At 72.6% G+C, this 16,279-nt stretch carries 15 protein-coding genes; 4 read left to right on the top strand and 11 right to left on the bottom strand.

What is annotated here, in order from left to right:
* Positions 1 to 241: 241 nt before the first annotated feature.
* The 8 genes from CF165_RS11945 to CF165_RS11910 all read right to left on the bottom strand — a co-directional run bounded on the left by CF165_RS11945 (position 242) and on the right by CF165_RS11910 (position 7,071).
* A complete protein-coding gene (locus CF165_RS11945) occupies positions 242 to 2,167 on the bottom strand; it encodes a peptidoglycan D,D-transpeptidase FtsI family protein (protein WP_167441419.1) in 1,926 nt (641 codons plus the stop codon).
* Positions 2,167 to 2,889, bottom strand: a complete 723-nt coding sequence (gene ftsL / locus CF165_RS11940; RefSeq protein ID WP_093947542.1) for a cell division protein FtsL — start codon at positions 2,887 to 2,889, stop codon at positions 2,167 to 2,169. Before ftsL ends, CF165_RS11945 begins: the two co-directional genes overlap by 1 nt.
* Positions 2,886 to 3,839: a 16S rRNA (cytosine(1402)-N(4))-methyltransferase RsmH gene (gene rsmH / locus CF165_RS11935; protein ID WP_093947541.1), complete on the bottom strand. Its 954-nt coding sequence runs from the start codon at positions 3,837 to 3,839 to the stop codon at positions 2,886 to 2,888. The genes ftsL and rsmH overlap by 4 nt, the downstream gene beginning before the upstream one ends.
* 213 nt (positions 3,840 to 4,052) lie before the next feature.
* Positions 4,053 to 4,484 (bottom strand): division/cell wall cluster transcriptional repressor MraZ, encoded by a 432-nt coding sequence (gene mraZ, locus CF165_RS11930; RefSeq protein WP_093947669.1) that lies wholly within the window; start codon positions 4,482 to 4,484, stop codon positions 4,053 to 4,055.
* 406 nt (positions 4,485 to 4,890) lie between these two features.
* Positions 4,891 to 5,613, bottom strand: coding sequence for an ESX secretion-associated protein EspG (locus CF165_RS11925; protein ID WP_093947540.1), 723 nt, complete (start codon positions 5,611 to 5,613; stop codon positions 4,891 to 4,893).
* Positions 5,610 to 6,167 carry a PPE domain-containing protein gene (locus tag CF165_RS11920; RefSeq protein WP_093947539.1) on the bottom strand — a complete coding sequence of 186 codons (558 nt, stop codon included), beginning with the start codon at positions 6,165 to 6,167 and terminating at the stop codon, positions 5,610 to 5,612. Before CF165_RS11920 ends, CF165_RS11925 begins: the two co-directional genes overlap by 4 nt.
* 12 nt (positions 6,168 to 6,179) lie before the next feature.
* On the bottom strand, positions 6,180 to 6,716 hold the full coding sequence (locus tag CF165_RS11915) for a DUF3558 domain-containing protein (protein ID WP_205660827.1): 537 nt from the start codon (positions 6,714 to 6,716) through the stop codon (positions 6,180 to 6,182).
* Positions 6,717 to 6,720: 4 nt separating this feature from the next.
* On the bottom strand, positions 6,721 to 7,071 hold the full coding sequence (locus CF165_RS11910) for a hypothetical protein (protein ID WP_093947538.1): 351 nt from the start codon (positions 7,069 to 7,071) through the stop codon (positions 6,721 to 6,723).
* A 419-nt stretch (positions 7,072 to 7,490) separates the two neighbouring features.
* Here CF165_RS11910 and CF165_RS11905 point away from each other — a divergent pair, with 419 nt between their 5' ends.
* From CF165_RS11905 to CF165_RS11895, 3 genes are read left to right on the top strand one after another with little or no spacing between them, the layout of a single operon-like run.
* The gene (locus CF165_RS11905; protein WP_093947537.1) at positions 7,491 to 8,444 is read left to right on the top strand and encodes an AAA family ATPase; all 954 of its coding nucleotides are present in this window, start codon (positions 7,491 to 7,493) and stop codon (positions 8,442 to 8,444) included.
* Between the two features lie 25 nt (positions 8,445 to 8,469).
* Positions 8,470 to 9,744 (top strand): DUF58 domain-containing protein, encoded by a 1,275-nt coding sequence (locus CF165_RS11900; RefSeq protein ID WP_093947536.1) that lies wholly within the window; start codon positions 8,470 to 8,472, stop codon positions 9,742 to 9,744.
* Positions 9,741 to 12,326, top strand: a complete 2,586-nt coding sequence (locus CF165_RS11895; RefSeq protein WP_093947535.1) for a transglutaminase TgpA family protein — start codon at positions 9,741 to 9,743, stop codon at positions 12,324 to 12,326. Before CF165_RS11900 ends, CF165_RS11895 begins: the two co-directional genes overlap by 4 nt.
* A 273-nt stretch (positions 12,327 to 12,599) precedes the next feature.
* On the opposite strand, the gene CF165_RS11890 is transcribed toward CF165_RS11895, so the two are convergent.
* From CF165_RS11890 to CF165_RS11880, 3 genes are all read right to left on the bottom strand, one after another.
* Entirely contained in the window at positions 12,600 to 13,001 is a 402-nt protein-coding gene (locus CF165_RS11890; RefSeq protein WP_093947534.1) for an SCO2097 family morphological protein, read from the bottom strand.
* A 196-nt stretch (positions 13,002 to 13,197) separates the two neighbouring features.
* Positions 13,198 to 14,412 (bottom strand): DNA polymerase IV, encoded by a 1,215-nt coding sequence (gene dinB / locus CF165_RS11885; protein WP_093947533.1) that lies wholly within the window; start codon positions 14,410 to 14,412, stop codon positions 13,198 to 13,200.
* Between the two features lie 102 nt (positions 14,413 to 14,514).
* On the bottom strand, positions 14,515 to 15,243 hold the full coding sequence (locus CF165_RS11880; RefSeq protein ID WP_093947532.1) for a class I SAM-dependent methyltransferase: 729 nt from the start codon (positions 15,241 to 15,243) through the stop codon (positions 14,515 to 14,517).
* A gap of 140 nt (positions 15,244 to 15,383) precedes the next feature.
* Between CF165_RS11880 and CF165_RS11875 the strand changes: the two genes are divergently transcribed.
* Positions 15,384 to 16,277: a ParA family protein gene (locus tag CF165_RS11875; protein ID WP_093947531.1), complete on the top strand. Its 894-nt coding sequence runs from the start codon at positions 15,384 to 15,386 to the stop codon at positions 16,275 to 16,277.
* Positions 16,278 to 16,279: the final 2 nt, after the last annotated feature.

Below are 16,279 nucleotides of genomic sequence, written 5' to 3'. Positions count from 1 at the left end.
TGGGAACTGGACGAGGACACGGACACGGCCAAGAGGCTACCGGCGTGCGGTTCGGGCCCCCGCACGCGGTACGGCGATTGGGTGCGCGCCCGGCACATGTGCTAAGCGGCGATCCCGACCTCATTGCGCCGCAAGGGTTCCGCCGTCGCGGCAGGCCGATGTGGACGCTCGACGCGGAAAAGCCGTGAAGGCCTCCTCACCGGCTCTGGAGAGCCGGTGAGGAGGCCTTCACGGACAGTGCCTACGGCGTGATGACGAGCGGCACCACCGGCGACGCGCCGTCGGACAACGGGATCTGGTACCGCTGCGTCAGGTACGAAGCGATGCTGTGGAACAACGGCGCGGCGGAATGCCCGACCGGCAGTGTCGTGTCGGGCGCGTCCAGCCGGATCCCCACCACGAACCGGGGGTGGTCGGCGGGCAGGATGCCGGCGAAGGTGATGTTGTAGAGGTGGTCGCTGTAGGCCTTCGTCCGCGGGTCGACCTGCTGGCCGGTGCCCGTCTTCCCGGAGATCTGGTAGCCCTCGACCGCGGCCGTCGTCGCGGTGCCCTTCTGCAGGCCCTTGCCGTTCTGGGCGACCGCGCGCATCATGTCGCGCACCGTCTTGGCCGCCTGCGGGCTGACCACCTGCACCGTCTTCGGCGCCGGCTCGGGCACCGCGGTGCCGTCCGGGTTGATCTTCGCCTTGACGATCCGGGGTTCGACGCGCAGGCCGTCGTTCGCGATCGCCTGGTACATCCCGGTCATCTGCAGGATGGTCATCGACAGGCCCTGCCCGATGGGCAGGTTGCCGAAGGTGGTGGCCGACCACTGGCTGCGCGCGGGCACGGAACCCGCGCTTTCGCCGGGCAGGCCGACGCCGGTGCGCTGGCCGAGGCCGAACTTCTTCAGCAGGTCGGCGTAGTGCTCCTCGCCGACCTTCTGCGCCAGCAGCAGGGTGCCGATGTTGGACGACTTGGCGAAGACGCCGGTCGTGGTGAACGTCTGCGTGCCGTGGGTCCAGGCGTCGTGCACGACCTTGTCGGCCACCTGCATCGAGCCCGGCACGTCGAGCGTCGACTCGGGCGTCGCGACACCGTACTCGATCGCGCCCGTGGCGGTGACGATCTTGTTCACCGACCCGGGCTCGAACGGCGTGGTCACCGCCCGGTCGTTCATCGCCTCGGGGTCGTTGAAGGTCGAGGGGTCGTTCGGGTCGAACGTCTTGTCGTTGGCCAGCGCGTAGACCTCGCCGGTCTTGGAGTCCATGACAACGGCCTGGCCGCCCTTGGCGTGCGACTGCTGCACGTAGTCGGTCAGCTGGCGCTGCAGCTCGTACTGCAGGTCCGAGTCGATGGTCAGCTCGAGGTCGGAGCCGGGGACGGCGGCCTGGAGGTCGCGCTCGGTGCCCGGGATGACGACGTTGTCGCTGCCGTTCTTGGTGTTGACCAGCATCCGGCCCGGCGTGCCCGCGAGGTCGTTGTCGCGGGACTGCTCCAGCCCGACCAGGCCGTGCAGGTTGTGCTTCGAGACGTCCTTGTCCTCGGTGCGCCAGTTGGCGACGCCGACGATGTTCGCCGCCAGGTTGTCACCCGGGTACTCGCGCAGCGCCCGGTTCTCGGGTTCGATCCACGGGAACTTCTTGACGATGTCGGCGGCGACCGACGGTTCGACGTTGTGCTCGAGGTAGGTGAAGGACGCCTGCTTGTGGAACAGGTCGAGCAGCTGCTGCTCGGTCAGCTGGCTCGGCACCTTGGCCGCGATGTACTTCGCGGCCGCCGCGGTCTCGCTGTCGAACGTCTTCTTGGTTCCGGGGTTCTTCGCGGCGAAATCGTCCATGTTCTTGCGGAACGCCTTGAGGTTCACCGACAGCGAGCGCACCTCGACGCTGAACGCCAGCTTCGCCCCGTTGCGGTCCACAATGGACCCGCGCTGGGCCGGGATGTCGATGGTCTGGGTGCGCTGCCGTTCGGCCGCGGCCGAGAGCGCCGCGGCGTCGAACCACTGCACCTGCACGAGTTTCACGCCGGCGACGAGCAGCACGGCGACCAGCAGCAGGCGCACGGCGGAGAACCGGCTGCGGTGCCCGCCGTTGCCCCGCCGCGCGGCGGCGCTCCGCGTTCCCGCGGCGTAGGTCCGCCTGGCGCTGCCGGCGCGCGGGCGGGCCTGCCCCCGGGTGGAAGCCATCACTGGCCGCCTCCCGCCGGCGCGGGCTGCTCCTCGGCGGGCACGGCGGGCTGGTCGCCCTCCACCGGCGCGCCCTGCTGCGACTGGGTGCCGGCGGCGGCCGCGACCGGCGGCGCGACCACCACGGGGGGCGTGTCCGCCTTGGCCTTCTTGGGCTCGCCGACGAGCGAGGTCTTGCCGTCGGGACCGACGACGATCCGCGCCGGGTCGCCGCCGGGCACCATGCCCAGCTGCTGGGCGGCGGGGGCCAGCGAAGCGGGCGACTCGGCCTTCGCGACGTCCCGCTGCAGCTGTTCCTTGGTCTCGGCCAGGTGGGCGTTGGTCGTGCGCAGCTGCTCGAGCCGGTAGGAGTCGGCGATCGCCTGCGTGGTCAGCCACAGCGTGGTGGCCACGCCCGCGGCCAGCAGCGCCATCATCATGAGCACGAACGACGCCCGCGACTTCGGCAGCCGCAGCTTGAGCTTGACCTTGCGCCCGCCCGGCTCGGCGGTCTTCGGCTCCGGGCGCGGCGCGCGGTCCTTGAGCAGGTCGGCGCGCTGGGCGCGGCGCGCGTAGGCGCGCTCGGCCGCGGAAGTACGGCCACGGGACCCACGCCGGGGCGCGGCCTTGCCCGGCTCGAGCGGCTGCGCGTCCGGTTCGGTGGTGGCCGGGGTGCGGGCGGCCTCGCTGCGGCCCCGCGTCGCCGGCGCGGCCCGGCGGCGGGACTTCGCGGGAGCGGTCATCGCGGCTCTCCGATCCTCTCTGCGGCCCGCAGCCGCACCGAAGCGGCACGCGGGTTACGTTCGATCTCCTCTTCGCCGGCCTTCTCGGCGCCCCGCGTCAGGAGCTTCAGCTCCGGCCCGTGGCCGGGCAGCTCCACCGGAAGCCCTTCCGGGGTGCGGGACTTCGCGAGCTGGGCCAGCGCCTGCTTGACCAGGCGGTCCTCCAGCGACTGATACGACTCGACGACGATCCGGCCGTGCATCGCCAGCGCGCCCAGCGCGGCGGGCATGGCGCGGCGGAGCACTTCCAGCTCGCCGTTGACCTCGATCCGCAGCGCCTGGAACGTGCGCTTGGCCGGGTGCCCGCCGGTCCGCCGGGTGGCGGCCGGGACGGCGTCGTAGAGCAGCTCGACGAGGCGCCCGCTGTTCGTGAACGGCTCCTTTTCCCGCGCGGCGACGATCGCTTTGACGATCCGCTGGGCGAAGCGTTCCTCGCCGTAGTCGCGCAGGATCCTGATGAGTTCTCCGGGTGCGTATGTGTTGAGCACGTCGGCGGCGGTGAACCCGGTGGTCGGGTCCATCCGCATGTCCAGCGGCGAGTCCTTGGAGTAGGCGAACCCGCGCTCGGCCCGGTCCAGCTGCATCGACGAAACGCCGAGGTCGAACAGGATGCCGTCGGCTTTTTCCACGCCCACGCTGTCGAGGGCCTCGGGCAGCCCGTCGTAGACGGTGTGCACGAGGTCGACGCGGTCGCCGTGGCGGGCCAGGCGTTCGGCGGACTTTTCGAGCGCGGCGGGGTCGCGGTCCAGCGCGACGAGCCGCAGCCGCGGGAAGGCTTCGAGGAGGGCGTCGGAATGCCCGCCGAGGCCGACCGTGGCGTCCACGAGGACGCCGTCGCGGTCGGCGAACACGGGAGTGAACAGCTCGACGATGCGCCTCAGCAGCACCGGGACGTGCTCGGGTGCCGTCATGTTCCCCTCCCCCTTTCTCGCCTGGGCGGCCCGGGGGAAATATGGCGGATGCCGTCAGGTCCCTGTCCGCCCGCTGCCGACCTGGTACCGGGGAAGGTGCACCAGGGCTGTTGAGCGGACAGAGGCCTCACGGCATCCGGGTGGGCTTCCCCTCCTCGTGCGGGCGGCGAACCTCTCGTCCCCCGACGACGCAGGTGCACCGCGACCGCACGCCTAGAAGACGCCCGGCAGTACTTCCTCTCGAGCCTTCGCGTAGCTGTCTTCGTGTTCCTCCAGGTACGCCTGCCACGCTTGGGCGTCCCAGATCTCCAGCCTGGTGATCGCCCCGATCACCACGCACTCCTTGCTGAGCCCCGCGTAGCGGCGGAGCTCGGGCGCGATGGTGATGCGCCCCTGCCCGTCCGGGCGTTGTTCGTCCGTGCCGGCGAACAGGTAGCGCTGGTAGGCCCGAACCGCCTCGTTGGTGAACGGGGCCTCGGCGACCTTGCGCGCCATCTGCTCGAACTCGGCGCGGGGGAAGACGAAGAGGCAGTGGTCCTGCCCCTTGGTAAGCATCAGCCCACCCGCCAAGGCGTCACGGAACTTCGCGGGCAGCGCGAGCCGCCCCTTGTCGTCCAGCTTCGGGGTGTGGGTGCCGAGGAACACGGCCTCCACCTCCCTACCGTCTCCGGCGGCGAACCACCTCGGACGGCCACGGGGCTTCCCTTCCGCCCCACTGGCCACCACCGTACCCCACTTTTCACCACAGTCAACGCGACAAACGCGCGGACCACTCCGTCGGGTGTTCCGTTTGCGCAGGTCAGCAAGGTGGGGTTGGGTGGGGGCCCCGGTGGGGACGGTGGCCAAGATCCCCCACCCCGGGTGCCGGAGCAACCTCAGCTGTTCCCCATGCGTCCGCATAACGGCCGCGAAAGAACCCTCCACCGGCCGAGTGGGGCCCAGTGGGGAACCCGGGTGGGGTCGAGTGGGGAGTCCCGAACGTCATGAACGACTCGTTCAGGACCTCGGAGGTCCTGAATGAGTCATTCAAGACCTGCGGAGCCGAGCCGGGTCAGTCTTCCGGGGCGAGGAGGGCGGCGATGCGAGCTGCCAGGCGGGTGCTGTCCACCGGGCTCACCGTCACCCAGTCCGCCCCGCCCCGGCCCGGGGTCTTCGTCGCGCAGTACGCGCCGACATCGGTGTCGAACCACGTCAAGCCGCCGACCCGTTCGACGCGGCCCGTGCCGGACCGGCGGCTCACGCTGAACTGTCCCGCCGCGTACACCGGCCGCGCCTGGATCGCCAGGACCTCCTGCCGCTGGGCGGCGGCCGAACGGGAACCCGCGTCGGAGGTCAGTGCCGTCGACGGCAGGCTGACGCCGTAGCCGGGGCCGGCCGTCAGCTCCGGCAGGACGTCCACCAGCGCCGTGCACAGCTCGCCGTCGCCGATGGTGTCCAGGCCGATCGTCTGTTCCGGCTGGGTCGCCAGGACGCCGCGGCGGCCGCGTGCCGCCGTCACCGCCCGGAACGGCGTGGACGCCGTCATGTCCGCCAGTGCCTCACACGCCACGAAGACCTCGCCCGAGGCGAGGAGCTCCAAGCGCGCAGCCAGCGCAGGTTCCAAAGAACCGTCGTAGAGACCGCGTTCGGCGAGGTTCGCGTACACCGCCTTCCGCACTTCGGCACGTTCCTCGTCGGTCCCGCCGACGCTGCGGACGCTCAGCGGCTCCGGCGGGCGGTCGTGGCCGAGGTCGGTCCAGAGGACGTCGAACGCCGACGCGGAGACGCGGATCAAGCCCGCCCCAGCGCCGGCGGGGCCGGGAACGTCTCGGCGGGCACGTGGCCGCGCAACGCCGCGTCCCGCGTGCGCATCACGTCGATCGCCTTCTGCCGCGCGGCTTCCGCCTCGGCGCGGCGGGCCGCCATCTCGCCGGCCAGCCCGGCCAGGACGAGGACGTTCCCGGACGAAGCGGCGTCCCGGATCATCGCCGCCGGGTCGTACGTCACCGGCGGCGGCATGTCGGCCCTGGCCCGTGCGGCCGCCTCCGCCTGCGCGCCGACCGCCCGGCCCACCGACGCCGAGACGGCGGCGGAGTGCCCGAGCCACCGCGCGGCCCGGTCCAGTGCCGCCCGTGCCGCGTCGCCCGCATCGCCCCGCCAGTTCTCCTCCGAGGACGCGACGAGCGCGGCGAGACCCGCGGTCGACTCCTGCAGCCGTTTCGCCAGCCCTTCCCAGCGCGCGCCGGTCTCGCCCGCGGCGGCCGGGTCGTTGCCCCGCTCGACCTCCGCGGCCATCGCCTCGTGGCTGTAGGCCTCGTACCGCGCGGTCGGAACAGGGGGTTCGGGCACGGCGCACCTCTTTCAGGGCAGCTTGGGTTCGACCAGTGCGGCCACCGTGCCCGCGCGGCGGCACGCGAGCGGGGTGTCCGAAAAGCCGGAGTTGCTGACGTCGATCTGGACGCTGGCCGCGTCACCGACCCCGAGCAGCACGGCACAGGTGCCGTCGGCGGCCTTCTTGTCCACCACCTGCAACGCCGGGTGCGCGCCGACCTTCGTCCTCGTGGCGGTCTTCTTCGCGACCTCGAGGTCGGCCAGGCCGTCGGTCGCGCTGAGGGTCACCGTGACGCCGAAGGTCCCGGGGACGGTCCAGTCGCAGGCACGGGCCCCGGCGATGTCCTTGGGCTTGCCGAGCACGCTCACCCCGGCGGTCGAGCGGTCCTGCGGGGACAGCAGCGCGCAGGGGTCGATCGCGGCCAGGCCGGTCCACGCGACGGGCGGGGGAACCGGCGAAGCCGAAGCGTGCGCCGAGGCGTGACCGACGGCGCCTGCCTGCGGCTGGTGCCCGCAGCCCGCGAGCAAGAACAGCGCCGCGGGTGCCCACAGAACCTTCTTCCGCACGCGCTCAGCCCCCCGAGCAGTCCACGCCGTCCGCCGCCTGCTCGTCGGCGTGCTGGTACTTCGCCAGCGCGTCGCCGATCCGGTGCTTCAGCGTCTCGAGCTCCTTGCCGAACGCCGTCAGCTGCTGGACGGCGGAGCCCTGCCCGCCGATGCCGTACTCGGCCATGAACTCGCCGATCTCGCCCGCGTACCCGCCGCCGAGCGGCACGGACCGGCCAAGCACCTTGGCTTCACGGACCATCTCGCCGACGACGTCCTGCAGCTCGCCGAGCTTCGAGTACGCGTCCGTCGCCAGCTCGGGCGCGACCGCGAAACCGCGCACGTCGAACGGCGGCTGCGTTCGCACCTCGCCCATAAGCGGTTACGCCTCTCCGTAGCCGAGCGACCTCGAACCGCAGCATACGACAGAGCAGGGGGTCAGCGGGAGCACCCAGAATCGGGTGACAAGCCACCCGACCGGGGTATCGTCGCTGCTTGCGCAGGGTCATCGACCGCAGTGCCGGAGGGACGTCCCCGGGCATCGCGGGGTTCCGCCCCCCGGTTAGCCCGGGTTTGACACACTGGGTGGAAGGCTGGTCGCTGCGCGCGGACAGCAGCGAGGGGGCCGTTCGGCCCGGCGGTGCGCACAGTGCGCGCGGCCATGCGCCACCAGGAGGTCGAGTGACGTCGAGAATTCAGTCTGCGGCGCCCGGATCGGGCGAGCAGGCATCCGAGCGACCGCCGTACCCGGCGGAGTCCTCGGTCAACGGCCGGTCCCCCGGCCGCTCCGGCAGAGTGCCGCTGGACGAACTGCACGAAACCGCGCGGCGGATCGCCGCGAACGTCGAACGGGTGCTGGTCGGGAAACCCGACGTCATCCGGATCGCCCTGGTCACCCTGCTCGCCGAAGGCCACCTCCTGGTCGAGGACGTGCCCGGCGTCGGCAAGACGTCGCTGGCCAAGGCGCTGGCCCGGTCGATCGACTGCACGGTCAGCCGCATCCAGTTCACCCCGGACCTGCTGCCGAGCGACGTCACCGGCGTCTCGATCTACAACCGGCAGAGCGGCGAGTTCGAGTTCCGGCCCGGCCCGGTGTTCGCGAACATCGTGGTGGGCGACGAGATCAACCGCGCCTCGCCGAAGACGCAGTCGGCGCTGCTGGAGTGCATGGAAGAGCACCAGGTCACCGTCGACACCTCGACCTACCGCCTCGACGAGCCGTTCATGGTGATCGCCACCCAGAACCCGATCGAGATGGAAGGCACGTACGCGCTGCCCGAGGCCCAGCGGGACCGGTTCACCGCGCGCGTCTCCATCGGCTACCCCGACCAGCAGGCCGAGCTGGCCATGGTCGACGAGCATGCCGGGCACAACCCGATGGACGACTTGCAACCGGTTTCCGACGGCGAGACCGTGCACCGGCTGATCGAGACGGTCCGCGGGGTGCACATGGCGCCGGAGGTCCGCCGGTACGCCGTCGACGTCGTCGCGGCCACCCGGGGAGTCCCGGAGATCCGGCTGGGCGCGTCCCCGCGCGCCACGCTGCACCTCGTCCGCGCGGCGCGGGCCCAGGCCGCGCTGTCGGGCCGCGACTACGTCGTGCCCGACGACCTGCATACGATCGCGGTCCCGGTCCTGGCGCACCGCCTGGTGCTGACCACCGAGGCCCACGCGGCGCGCCGATCGGCGACCGACGTCGTGCGCGCCGTGCTGCACCGGGTGCCGGTGCCGCAGGGCTCCCGGCCGTAGTCCCGCCGAAAGGGAAGAGAACGGCATGCTGCGTGCCCTGTCCGGCCTGACCACCCGCGGCCGCTGCCTCCTGGCCGCGGGGATCGCCGCCGCCGTGTGCTCGCTGGTGCTCAACGAACGCGACCTGCTGCGGGTCGCGGTGTTCGTGGTGGCCCTGCCGCTGCTGGTCGCCGCGTTCATCTCGGCGACCCGGCTGCGCATCGGCGCCACCCGCGCACTGCACCCCCAGCGGGTCGCCGTCGGCGGCAACGGCGAGGTGCAGCTGGAACTGTGGCGCAGCGGCCGGCTCCCGGCCGGCGAGATCCTCCTGGAAGACGGCGTGCCGTACGCGCTGGGATCGCGGCCGCGGTTCGTCGTCGAACGGCTCCCGCACGACCGCCGCGTCGCCCTGCGCTATCCCCTGCAGCCCGTGCTGCGCGGGATCCAGCAGGTCGGGCCGCTGCGGGCGACCATCACCGACCCGTTCGGGCTGTGCGAGTTCGAGCGCGAGCTGATCGGGCACTCCCGGCTCGTCGTCGTGCCGCGCGTGGTCTCGTTGTGGGGCCTGCCGAGCGGGGCCGGCATCGGCGTCGGCGACGACGGCACGGTCCGGCTGCACGCCGGGCAGGGCGAGGCCGACGTGATCGTCCGGCAGTACCGCCAGGGCGACGACCTGCGGAAGGTCCACTGGCGCTCGACCGCCCGCCGTGACGAGATCATGGTGCGCGTCGAGGAACGGCCGTGGCGCGGCGGCACGACAGTGCTGCTCGACCGCCGCGCCGCCGCGCACCACGGCTCCGGCCCGGCCGCCAGCCTGGAGTGGGCGGTGTCCTTCGCCGGGTCGGCCGCCCTGCACCTGCGGCGGTCCGGGCACCGCGTCCGGCTGGTCAGCGAGCACGGCGTCACGCTCGCCGACACCCCCGGCGACGGCGGTGACCACTACGACCACGTCGTGCTCGACGCGCTGGCCGCGCTGCAGCCCGCGCACCAGCGCGACATCACGCTGGCCGGTGACCCGGCCGACGGCCAGGAACTGATCGCCGTGCTCGGCACGGTCAGCACCGAGGCCGTCCACGAGCTGACCCAGTTCCGCCCGCGCGGCATCCGCAGCCTCGCCGTCCTGCTCGACACGCCCACCTGGTCGGCCGGGGTGACGGCACCGCAGCAGCGGGCCGCCGCCACCGAGGACTCCGCCGCGCTGCTGCGCGCGGCGGGCTGGGGCGTCGTCATCGCCGGCCCCGGCTCCCCGATGCCGCAGGTGTGGGCCGACCTGTGCCGCAGCGGCGCCGGCCGAGGCACGCTGATCGGTGGTCTGCGATGAGCACCACCGCCCCGCCGCGCAAGTTCGACCGGCCCGCACCGCGCCCGCAGCGCCCGCTTTCGGCCTGGCGCAGCAGCGTGCTGGCCCCGGTCGCGGCCGGGGTCGCGACGCTCTGCGCGGCGACGTCGGTGACGAGCGTGGTGTCCGGCCTGGCCTGGTTCGGCTACCTGTTCGTCGCGGTCCTGCTGATCGCCGCGACCGGGCTGGCGCTGCGCTCGCTGCAGGTGCCGACCGTCCTGGTCGGCCTCGGCCAGCTGATCGTCCTGCTCTTCCTGATCACCGGGGCCTTCACCACCCACGGGCTCCTGCAGGTCATCCCCGGCCCGGAGGCGTTCGGCGAGATCGGGACCACGCTTTCGGCCGCCGCCGAGCAGATCCGCGTGGGACTGCCTCCGGTCGAGGGCAGCCAGCCGATCCTGTGCCTGGTGACGATCCTCGTCGGCCTGGTCGCCGTCCTGGTCGACACGCTGACGGTGTCCGCCGCGGCGCCGGCCGCGACCGGCCTCGTGCTGCTCTGCGTCTACGCCGTGCCGGCCGCGCTGAGCGAAGAAATGCTGCCGTGGTGGACGTTCCTGCTCGGCGGCGCGGCCTTCGCCGCCTTGCTGGCCGTCGACGGCAACCACCGGCACCGCCGCTGGCGCACCCGGGAAGCACCGGGACGCAGCGGCAAGCCGGGCGTGCTGTCCGCGCCGGTCGCGGTGGTCTGCGCGGCGATCGTGCTCGGCCTGTTCGGCGGGGCGATCACGTGGGTCGGCACGGTCGGGCGGATCCCGTTCGGCGAGGGCGGGAACGGCCCCGGCGCGGGGTCCGGCGGGTTCGGCATCCAGCCGTTCACCGAGCTGCGCGGCATGCTCGACCAGGGGGCCAACCGCGAGCTGTTCAAGGTCCGCGGCCTCGGCACCGACCGGCGGCTGCTGCGCGCGATGACGCTGGACACCTACTACCCCAACAAGGGCTGGGGCCTGCACGACGAAGGCCGTTCGCAGCAGGGCGTCCAGGTCGGGCCGCAGCTGCCGCTCGCGCCCGGCGACGACGGCAGCGGCTCCGCCCGCAAGATCGACGTCGAGCCGACGAGCTGGCGGGACAACTGGCTGCCGGTGTACGGCGCGCCCCGGGTCATCGACGGCGCGGCCAACGGCTACCTCTACGACCAGATCAGCGGCACGGTGTTCACCACCCGCAGCGAGGCTCCGCCGTCCTACACCGAATACGCCTCGCTGAAGGAGCCCACGGCCGAGGAGCTGCGCGTGACCCCGCGGGTCGACGACCTGCCGCCGCGCTACACCGAGATCGACCGGGTTGACGACCGCGTCCGCGCGAAGACCCAGCAGCTGATCGCCGGCGCGTCCAACGACTTCGACCGGGCCACGGCGGTCTGGCGGTACTTCACGGCGCAGAACGGGTTCGTCTACGACACGAAGACCGCGCCGGCGAACGACGCCGACGCGCTCGCCGACTTCATCCTCAACGGCAAGCGTGGCTTCTGCGAACAGTTCGCGTCGGCGATGGCCGTGATGCTGCGGGTGGCGGGCATCCCGTCGCGGGTGGCCATCGGCTTCACCCCGGGCGTCCAGGTCAACGACTACCTGTCGATCAGCACCCAGGACGCGCACGCGTGGGTCGAGGCGTACTTCGGCGGCAAGGGCTGGGTGACGTTCGACCCGACGCCGCTGTCCGACGGCCGCGGCATCACCCCGTCGTACCTGCAGGCCGGCACCCAGGACGGCAAGCAGCCGGACGACACGCAGGTGGCGCCGAGCACGGTGCAGACGAGCGCCGCGCCGACCGGTGTCCCGCGGGACCAGGGGCAGAACGCGCAGACGCAGCAGGACGCGAAGGAAGCGAGCGGGAGCGACGACTGGCTCAAGAACCTGGCGATCGCCCTGGGCCTGATGGGCCTCGGCGCGCTGGGCGCGGCAGCGGTCGTGCGCTGGCTCGTCACCGACGGCGTCTTCCGCAGACGGGGCGCCACGCCGAAGAACGACCCGCCGGACGGTGCCGACCCGCCGGGCGCCGAGCGGAGCGAAGGTTCGCTGCTCGTACGGGCACAGGCGCCCCCGGTGGCCCCTTCCCGGATCCCGGCGCTGCTGGGCTGGCTGCCGCTGCTGGCGGTGGGGTTCTGGATCGCCGCGCTCGGCTTCCTGGCGGCGACCGTGGCCTGGTGGCTGGGTGTCCTGCTGGTGCTGGTGCTGCTGCTGTTCGCGGGCCCGGCCATGATCCGCGAGGCCGTCCGGCGACGGCGGCTGCAGCGGATCCTCCGTCAGCAGTCCGGCGCGGCCGACGCCGCGTGGGAAGAGCTGCGGGCCGAGTGCGCCGACCGCGGCCTGCCCATCCCGACCAGCGACACGGTCCGGGTGGCGAGCCAGAAGCTGGCCGCGAAGCACCACCTCGACGACGAAGGCCGCGAAGGCCTGCGAACGGTCATCGGCGTGCTGGAGCGCTCCTGGTACGGCGAAGACGACGCCCCTCAGCCCGAGCTGACACCGGCGTTCGAGAGCCTGCGCCGCAGCCTGCGCCGCAACGCACCGATGTCCTGGAAGGGCCGCCTGTTCCCCCGATCGGTCTTCCGCAACCGCGACTGACCCGTGTTCCAAGCGCCATCACGCGTGATTGAAGGGTCAGCACCCGTGATTGGAGGGTCGACACACCGGCCAAGCCGTGTCGACCCTCCAATCACGCGTGTCGACTCCTGAATCACGGGTGTCGACCCTGTGATCACGCGGGTTGCGGGTTCGATCACGAGCTCACCCGCGTGGGGGTCACCCGCTGTCACCGGCGTCGGCGGGCCGGAAGAGCACACAAGAAGATCCGCGTCCTGCCGGGCGGCGGGACGCGGACCTCGTGGTCTTGCGGCGCTATTGTTCCTCGAAACGCTGGCGGAAGCGCTCCTCCATGCGCTGGGTGAAGGAACTCCGGCGACCCGTCTGCTTGCCGCGGGAACCCGGTCCACCACCCTTGCCGTCCCCGTCGGCGCCGTGCCGAATCGATGTGACGGCCATCATGACCCCGAAGAACATCACGAGGAACCCGAGCACGCTGATCAGCGGGATGTCGGCCACCCGGAACTGCGGTACCACCACGCCCAGCACCAGCAGGGCCACGCCCACTACGAACAGGGCGATGCCCTGAATACGCCGTCGGCGAGCGGGGCGACGCAACCGGGTGCCACGCACCGTGGATGCGAACTTGGGGTCCTCGGCATAGAGCTCGCGCTCGATCTGATCGAGCAGCCGCTGCTCATGCTCGGAGAGTGGCATCTTTCCTCCTCCGGCACAGCTGTCGCGGGCGCCGGGCCGCGCAACGTCCTGGACCCAACAGCCAACCCCAGGCGGGGTGGCACTGTCCAGGATACGAGGCCCGCGCCCGCACGACTACCCGATCCCGCATCCAGTAGGGATCGAATTGGGCTAAATCCCGCCCGGGCGGGGTTGCGGACCGTCACCGCCGCCGGGTTCACGGCTCCCGGGGTGCCAGCAGCGAGGCCGGCCGCACCGCCGCCGACCCGAACTTCGACCGCGCGACGTCGGCCGCGACCTCGGCGTCCCGCCAGCGCGGCGCCGGGGAATCGAACAGCAGCTGCTCCCCCGCCTCCCCGGTGTCGAGCCCTTCGACGCGGACGCCGATCAGCCGCACGGCGCCGGCGGGCGCGTGCTCGGTGAGCAGCGCCACGGCGACCGCGTGGATCTCGCGCGCGACGTCGGTGGCCGACACCAGCGTCCGGGCCCGCGTGATGGTCCGGAAGTCCGCGAACCGGACCTTGATCGAGACGGTCCGGCCCCGCACGCCCCGCGCCCGCAGCGTCGCGCCGACCCGCTCGGAAAGGCGCAGCAGCTCGAGCCCGAGGGAGCCCCGGTCGTGCCGGTCGACGTCGAAGGTGTGCTCGGCGCCGATCGACTTCTCCGGCGAGTCGATCACCACCTGCCGCTCGTCGATGCCGTGCGAGAGCCGGTAAAGGTGCTCGCCGATGGCCGTCCCCAACGACTTCTTCAGCCGCTCCGGCGGGAACGCGGCGACGTCGGCGATGGTGTCCAGGCCCAGGCGCCGCAGGTGTTCCTCGGTCCGCGCGCCGACGCCCCACAGCGCCGAGACCGGCAGCGGGTGCAGGAACTCCAGGGTCTCCGCCGCGGGCACGACGACCATGCCGTCCGGCTTCGCCATGCCCGAGGCGAGCTTGGCCACGAACTTGACCTTCGCGACGCCGACCGAGCAGGTGATCCCGTGCTCGGCCGCGACCCGCGAGCGGATCTCCGCGCCCAGCGCGGCCGGTGTCGCGCCCAGGCGGCGCAGGGCCCCGCTGACGTCCAGGAACGCCTCGTCGAGACTCAAGGGTTCGACCAGGGGCGTCAGCTCGCGGAAGATGCCCATGACGCCGCGGGAGACCTCGCCGTAGAGCCCGGAGGTCGGCGGGATGTTGATCAGGTGCGGGCACAGCCGCTTCGCCGTCGAGAACGGCATCGCCGAGCGCACGCCGAACTTCCGCGCCGGGTAGTTCGCGGCGGCCACGACCGCCCGTGGGCCGCCCCCGGACACGACGACCGGCTTGTCCGCGAGCTCGGGCCGGGTGCGCAGCTCGACCGACACGAAGAACGCGTCCATGTCGACGTGCAGCAGCCCGCACCCGGTGTCGTCCGGCAGCGGTTCCCCCGGCCGGACCCGGAAGCGGGCCATCCGGCCCGGCAGCTCAGCGTTTCGCCCCACGCCCGGGACGCTACCGGCAGGGTCCGACAGTTTCGGATCACCCGGGAGCGCGACGGCTCGCCGAGAGAGTGCTCAGGCGGGCGGCCGGGCGACCGCGTGCAGGCGGGACGCGATGTCCCGCAGCGCCGACGTGCCCGCCGCCGCGCGCTCGAACGCCGCCAGCTCGTCGTCGCGGACGTCGCCGGTCACCAGGTCCGAGATCACCCGGTCGCCCTGCAGCAGCGTCACGTCCAAGCCCGCGGCGACCAGCTGGGCGCGCAGGCTCTCGGCGTCGAAGCGGCGCAGCACCGTGTCGCCGGGGACGATCCCGTCCACGCTCTCGAGCAGCCGCTGGGCCTCGTCGACCCGGCCCGCCAGCGCGCGGTGGAGCACGGCCGCGTGGCGGTTGGCCACCAGTACCGACACCGCGCCGCCCGGGGCGACCGCCGCCGCCAGGGCGGTGAGCACCGCGGCCGGGTCGTCGACGATCTCCAGGAGCCCGTGCGCGAGCACCAGGTCGGCCGAACCGGCGGCGACGTGCCGTCCCAGCGCGTCGGCGTCGTCCGCGACCACCGTGATCAGCTCGGAGACGCCTTCTTCCCCGGCCCGGCGCTGCAGCGTGGCGAGCGCGTTCGGGCTCGGCTCGACGACCGTCACCCGGCAGCCCGCGGCCGCGAACGGCACCGCCCAGCCCCCGCTGCCGCCGCCCACGTCGACGACGCGGGGGTGCTCGGCGCCCCGGGCGCGAGCGGCCTTCAGCTCGGCCTCGAGCACCCGGCGGACGGCGCCCGAACCCCGGGCGGCCACGGTCTCCGTCTTCATGCCGCACAGGGTAGTGCCCGGCCCCGCCCGTCTCCCCGGCTCCTCCCTTCGAGTGAACGCACCCCACCGCACCAGGAGCGACGAAGATCGCGTGACCTTGCCCGGCGGCGCCTTTCGCCCGCACCCGTAGGCTGGTCGTCGTGCACACGGTCGCCGTACTCAGCCTCAAGGGAGGCGTCGGCAAGACGACGGTCGCTCTCGGTATCGCGTCCGCCGCCTTGCGTAGGGGCACGCGGACGCTGGTGGTCGACCTCGACCCGCAGGGCAACGCCACCACCTCGCTCGACCCGCCCTACACCGACGCGACCCTCGCGGACGTGCTCGAGAACCCGACCCGGGCGATGCTGGAACGCGCGATCGCGCCGAGCGTCTGGAGCGAGGACGTCGACGTCCTCGTCGGCGCCGAAGAGCTGGAACTGCTCAACGACCCCGACGCCGACAGCGAGCGGCTGGCGAACTTCTCCCGCGCGCTGGACGAGCTGCACCAAACGCCGCTGCGCGAGACGCCGTACGAGCTGGTGATCCTGGACTGCCCGCCGTCGCTGGGCCGGCTGACGAAGTCGGCGCTGGTCGCCGCGGACAGCGCGCTCATCGTCACCGAGCCGGCGATGTACGCCGTCGCCGGAGCGTCGCGGGCACTGGAGGCGATCGAGAAGATCCGCAAGGAGCTGAACCCGGACCTGCGCGCGATCGGCGTCCTGGTGAACAAGCTGCGCGTGCGGTCCTACGAGCACCAGTTCCGGATCGCCGAGCTGCGCGAGAACTTCGGCTCGCTGGTGATGCCGACGGCGATCACCGACCGGCTGGCGGTGCAGCAGGCGCAGGGCGCGTGCAGCCCGATCCACGAGTGGCACTCCCCCGGCGCGCAGGAGATCGCGCTGACGTTCAACATGGTGCTGGCGAAGATCCTGCGCTCCAACCGGGCCGGCCGCCACCGCATCGCCGGCGAGGAGCCCGAGGGCCCGGACTGGCCGGAGGGCCCGGCGCCGGAGACTCCCGAGGCGCCCGCCGAAGTGCCCGAAACCACGAGCTGAGC

It is taken from the genome of Amycolatopsis vastitatis, assembly GCF_002234595.1.
In the GTDB taxonomy this organism is placed as follows: Bacteria; Actinomycetota; Actinomycetes; order Mycobacteriales; family Pseudonocardiaceae; genus Amycolatopsis; species Amycolatopsis vastitatis.
Note: the sequence above shows the minus strand (reverse complement) of the source record. Positions and strands in the feature narration are given on the sequence as shown.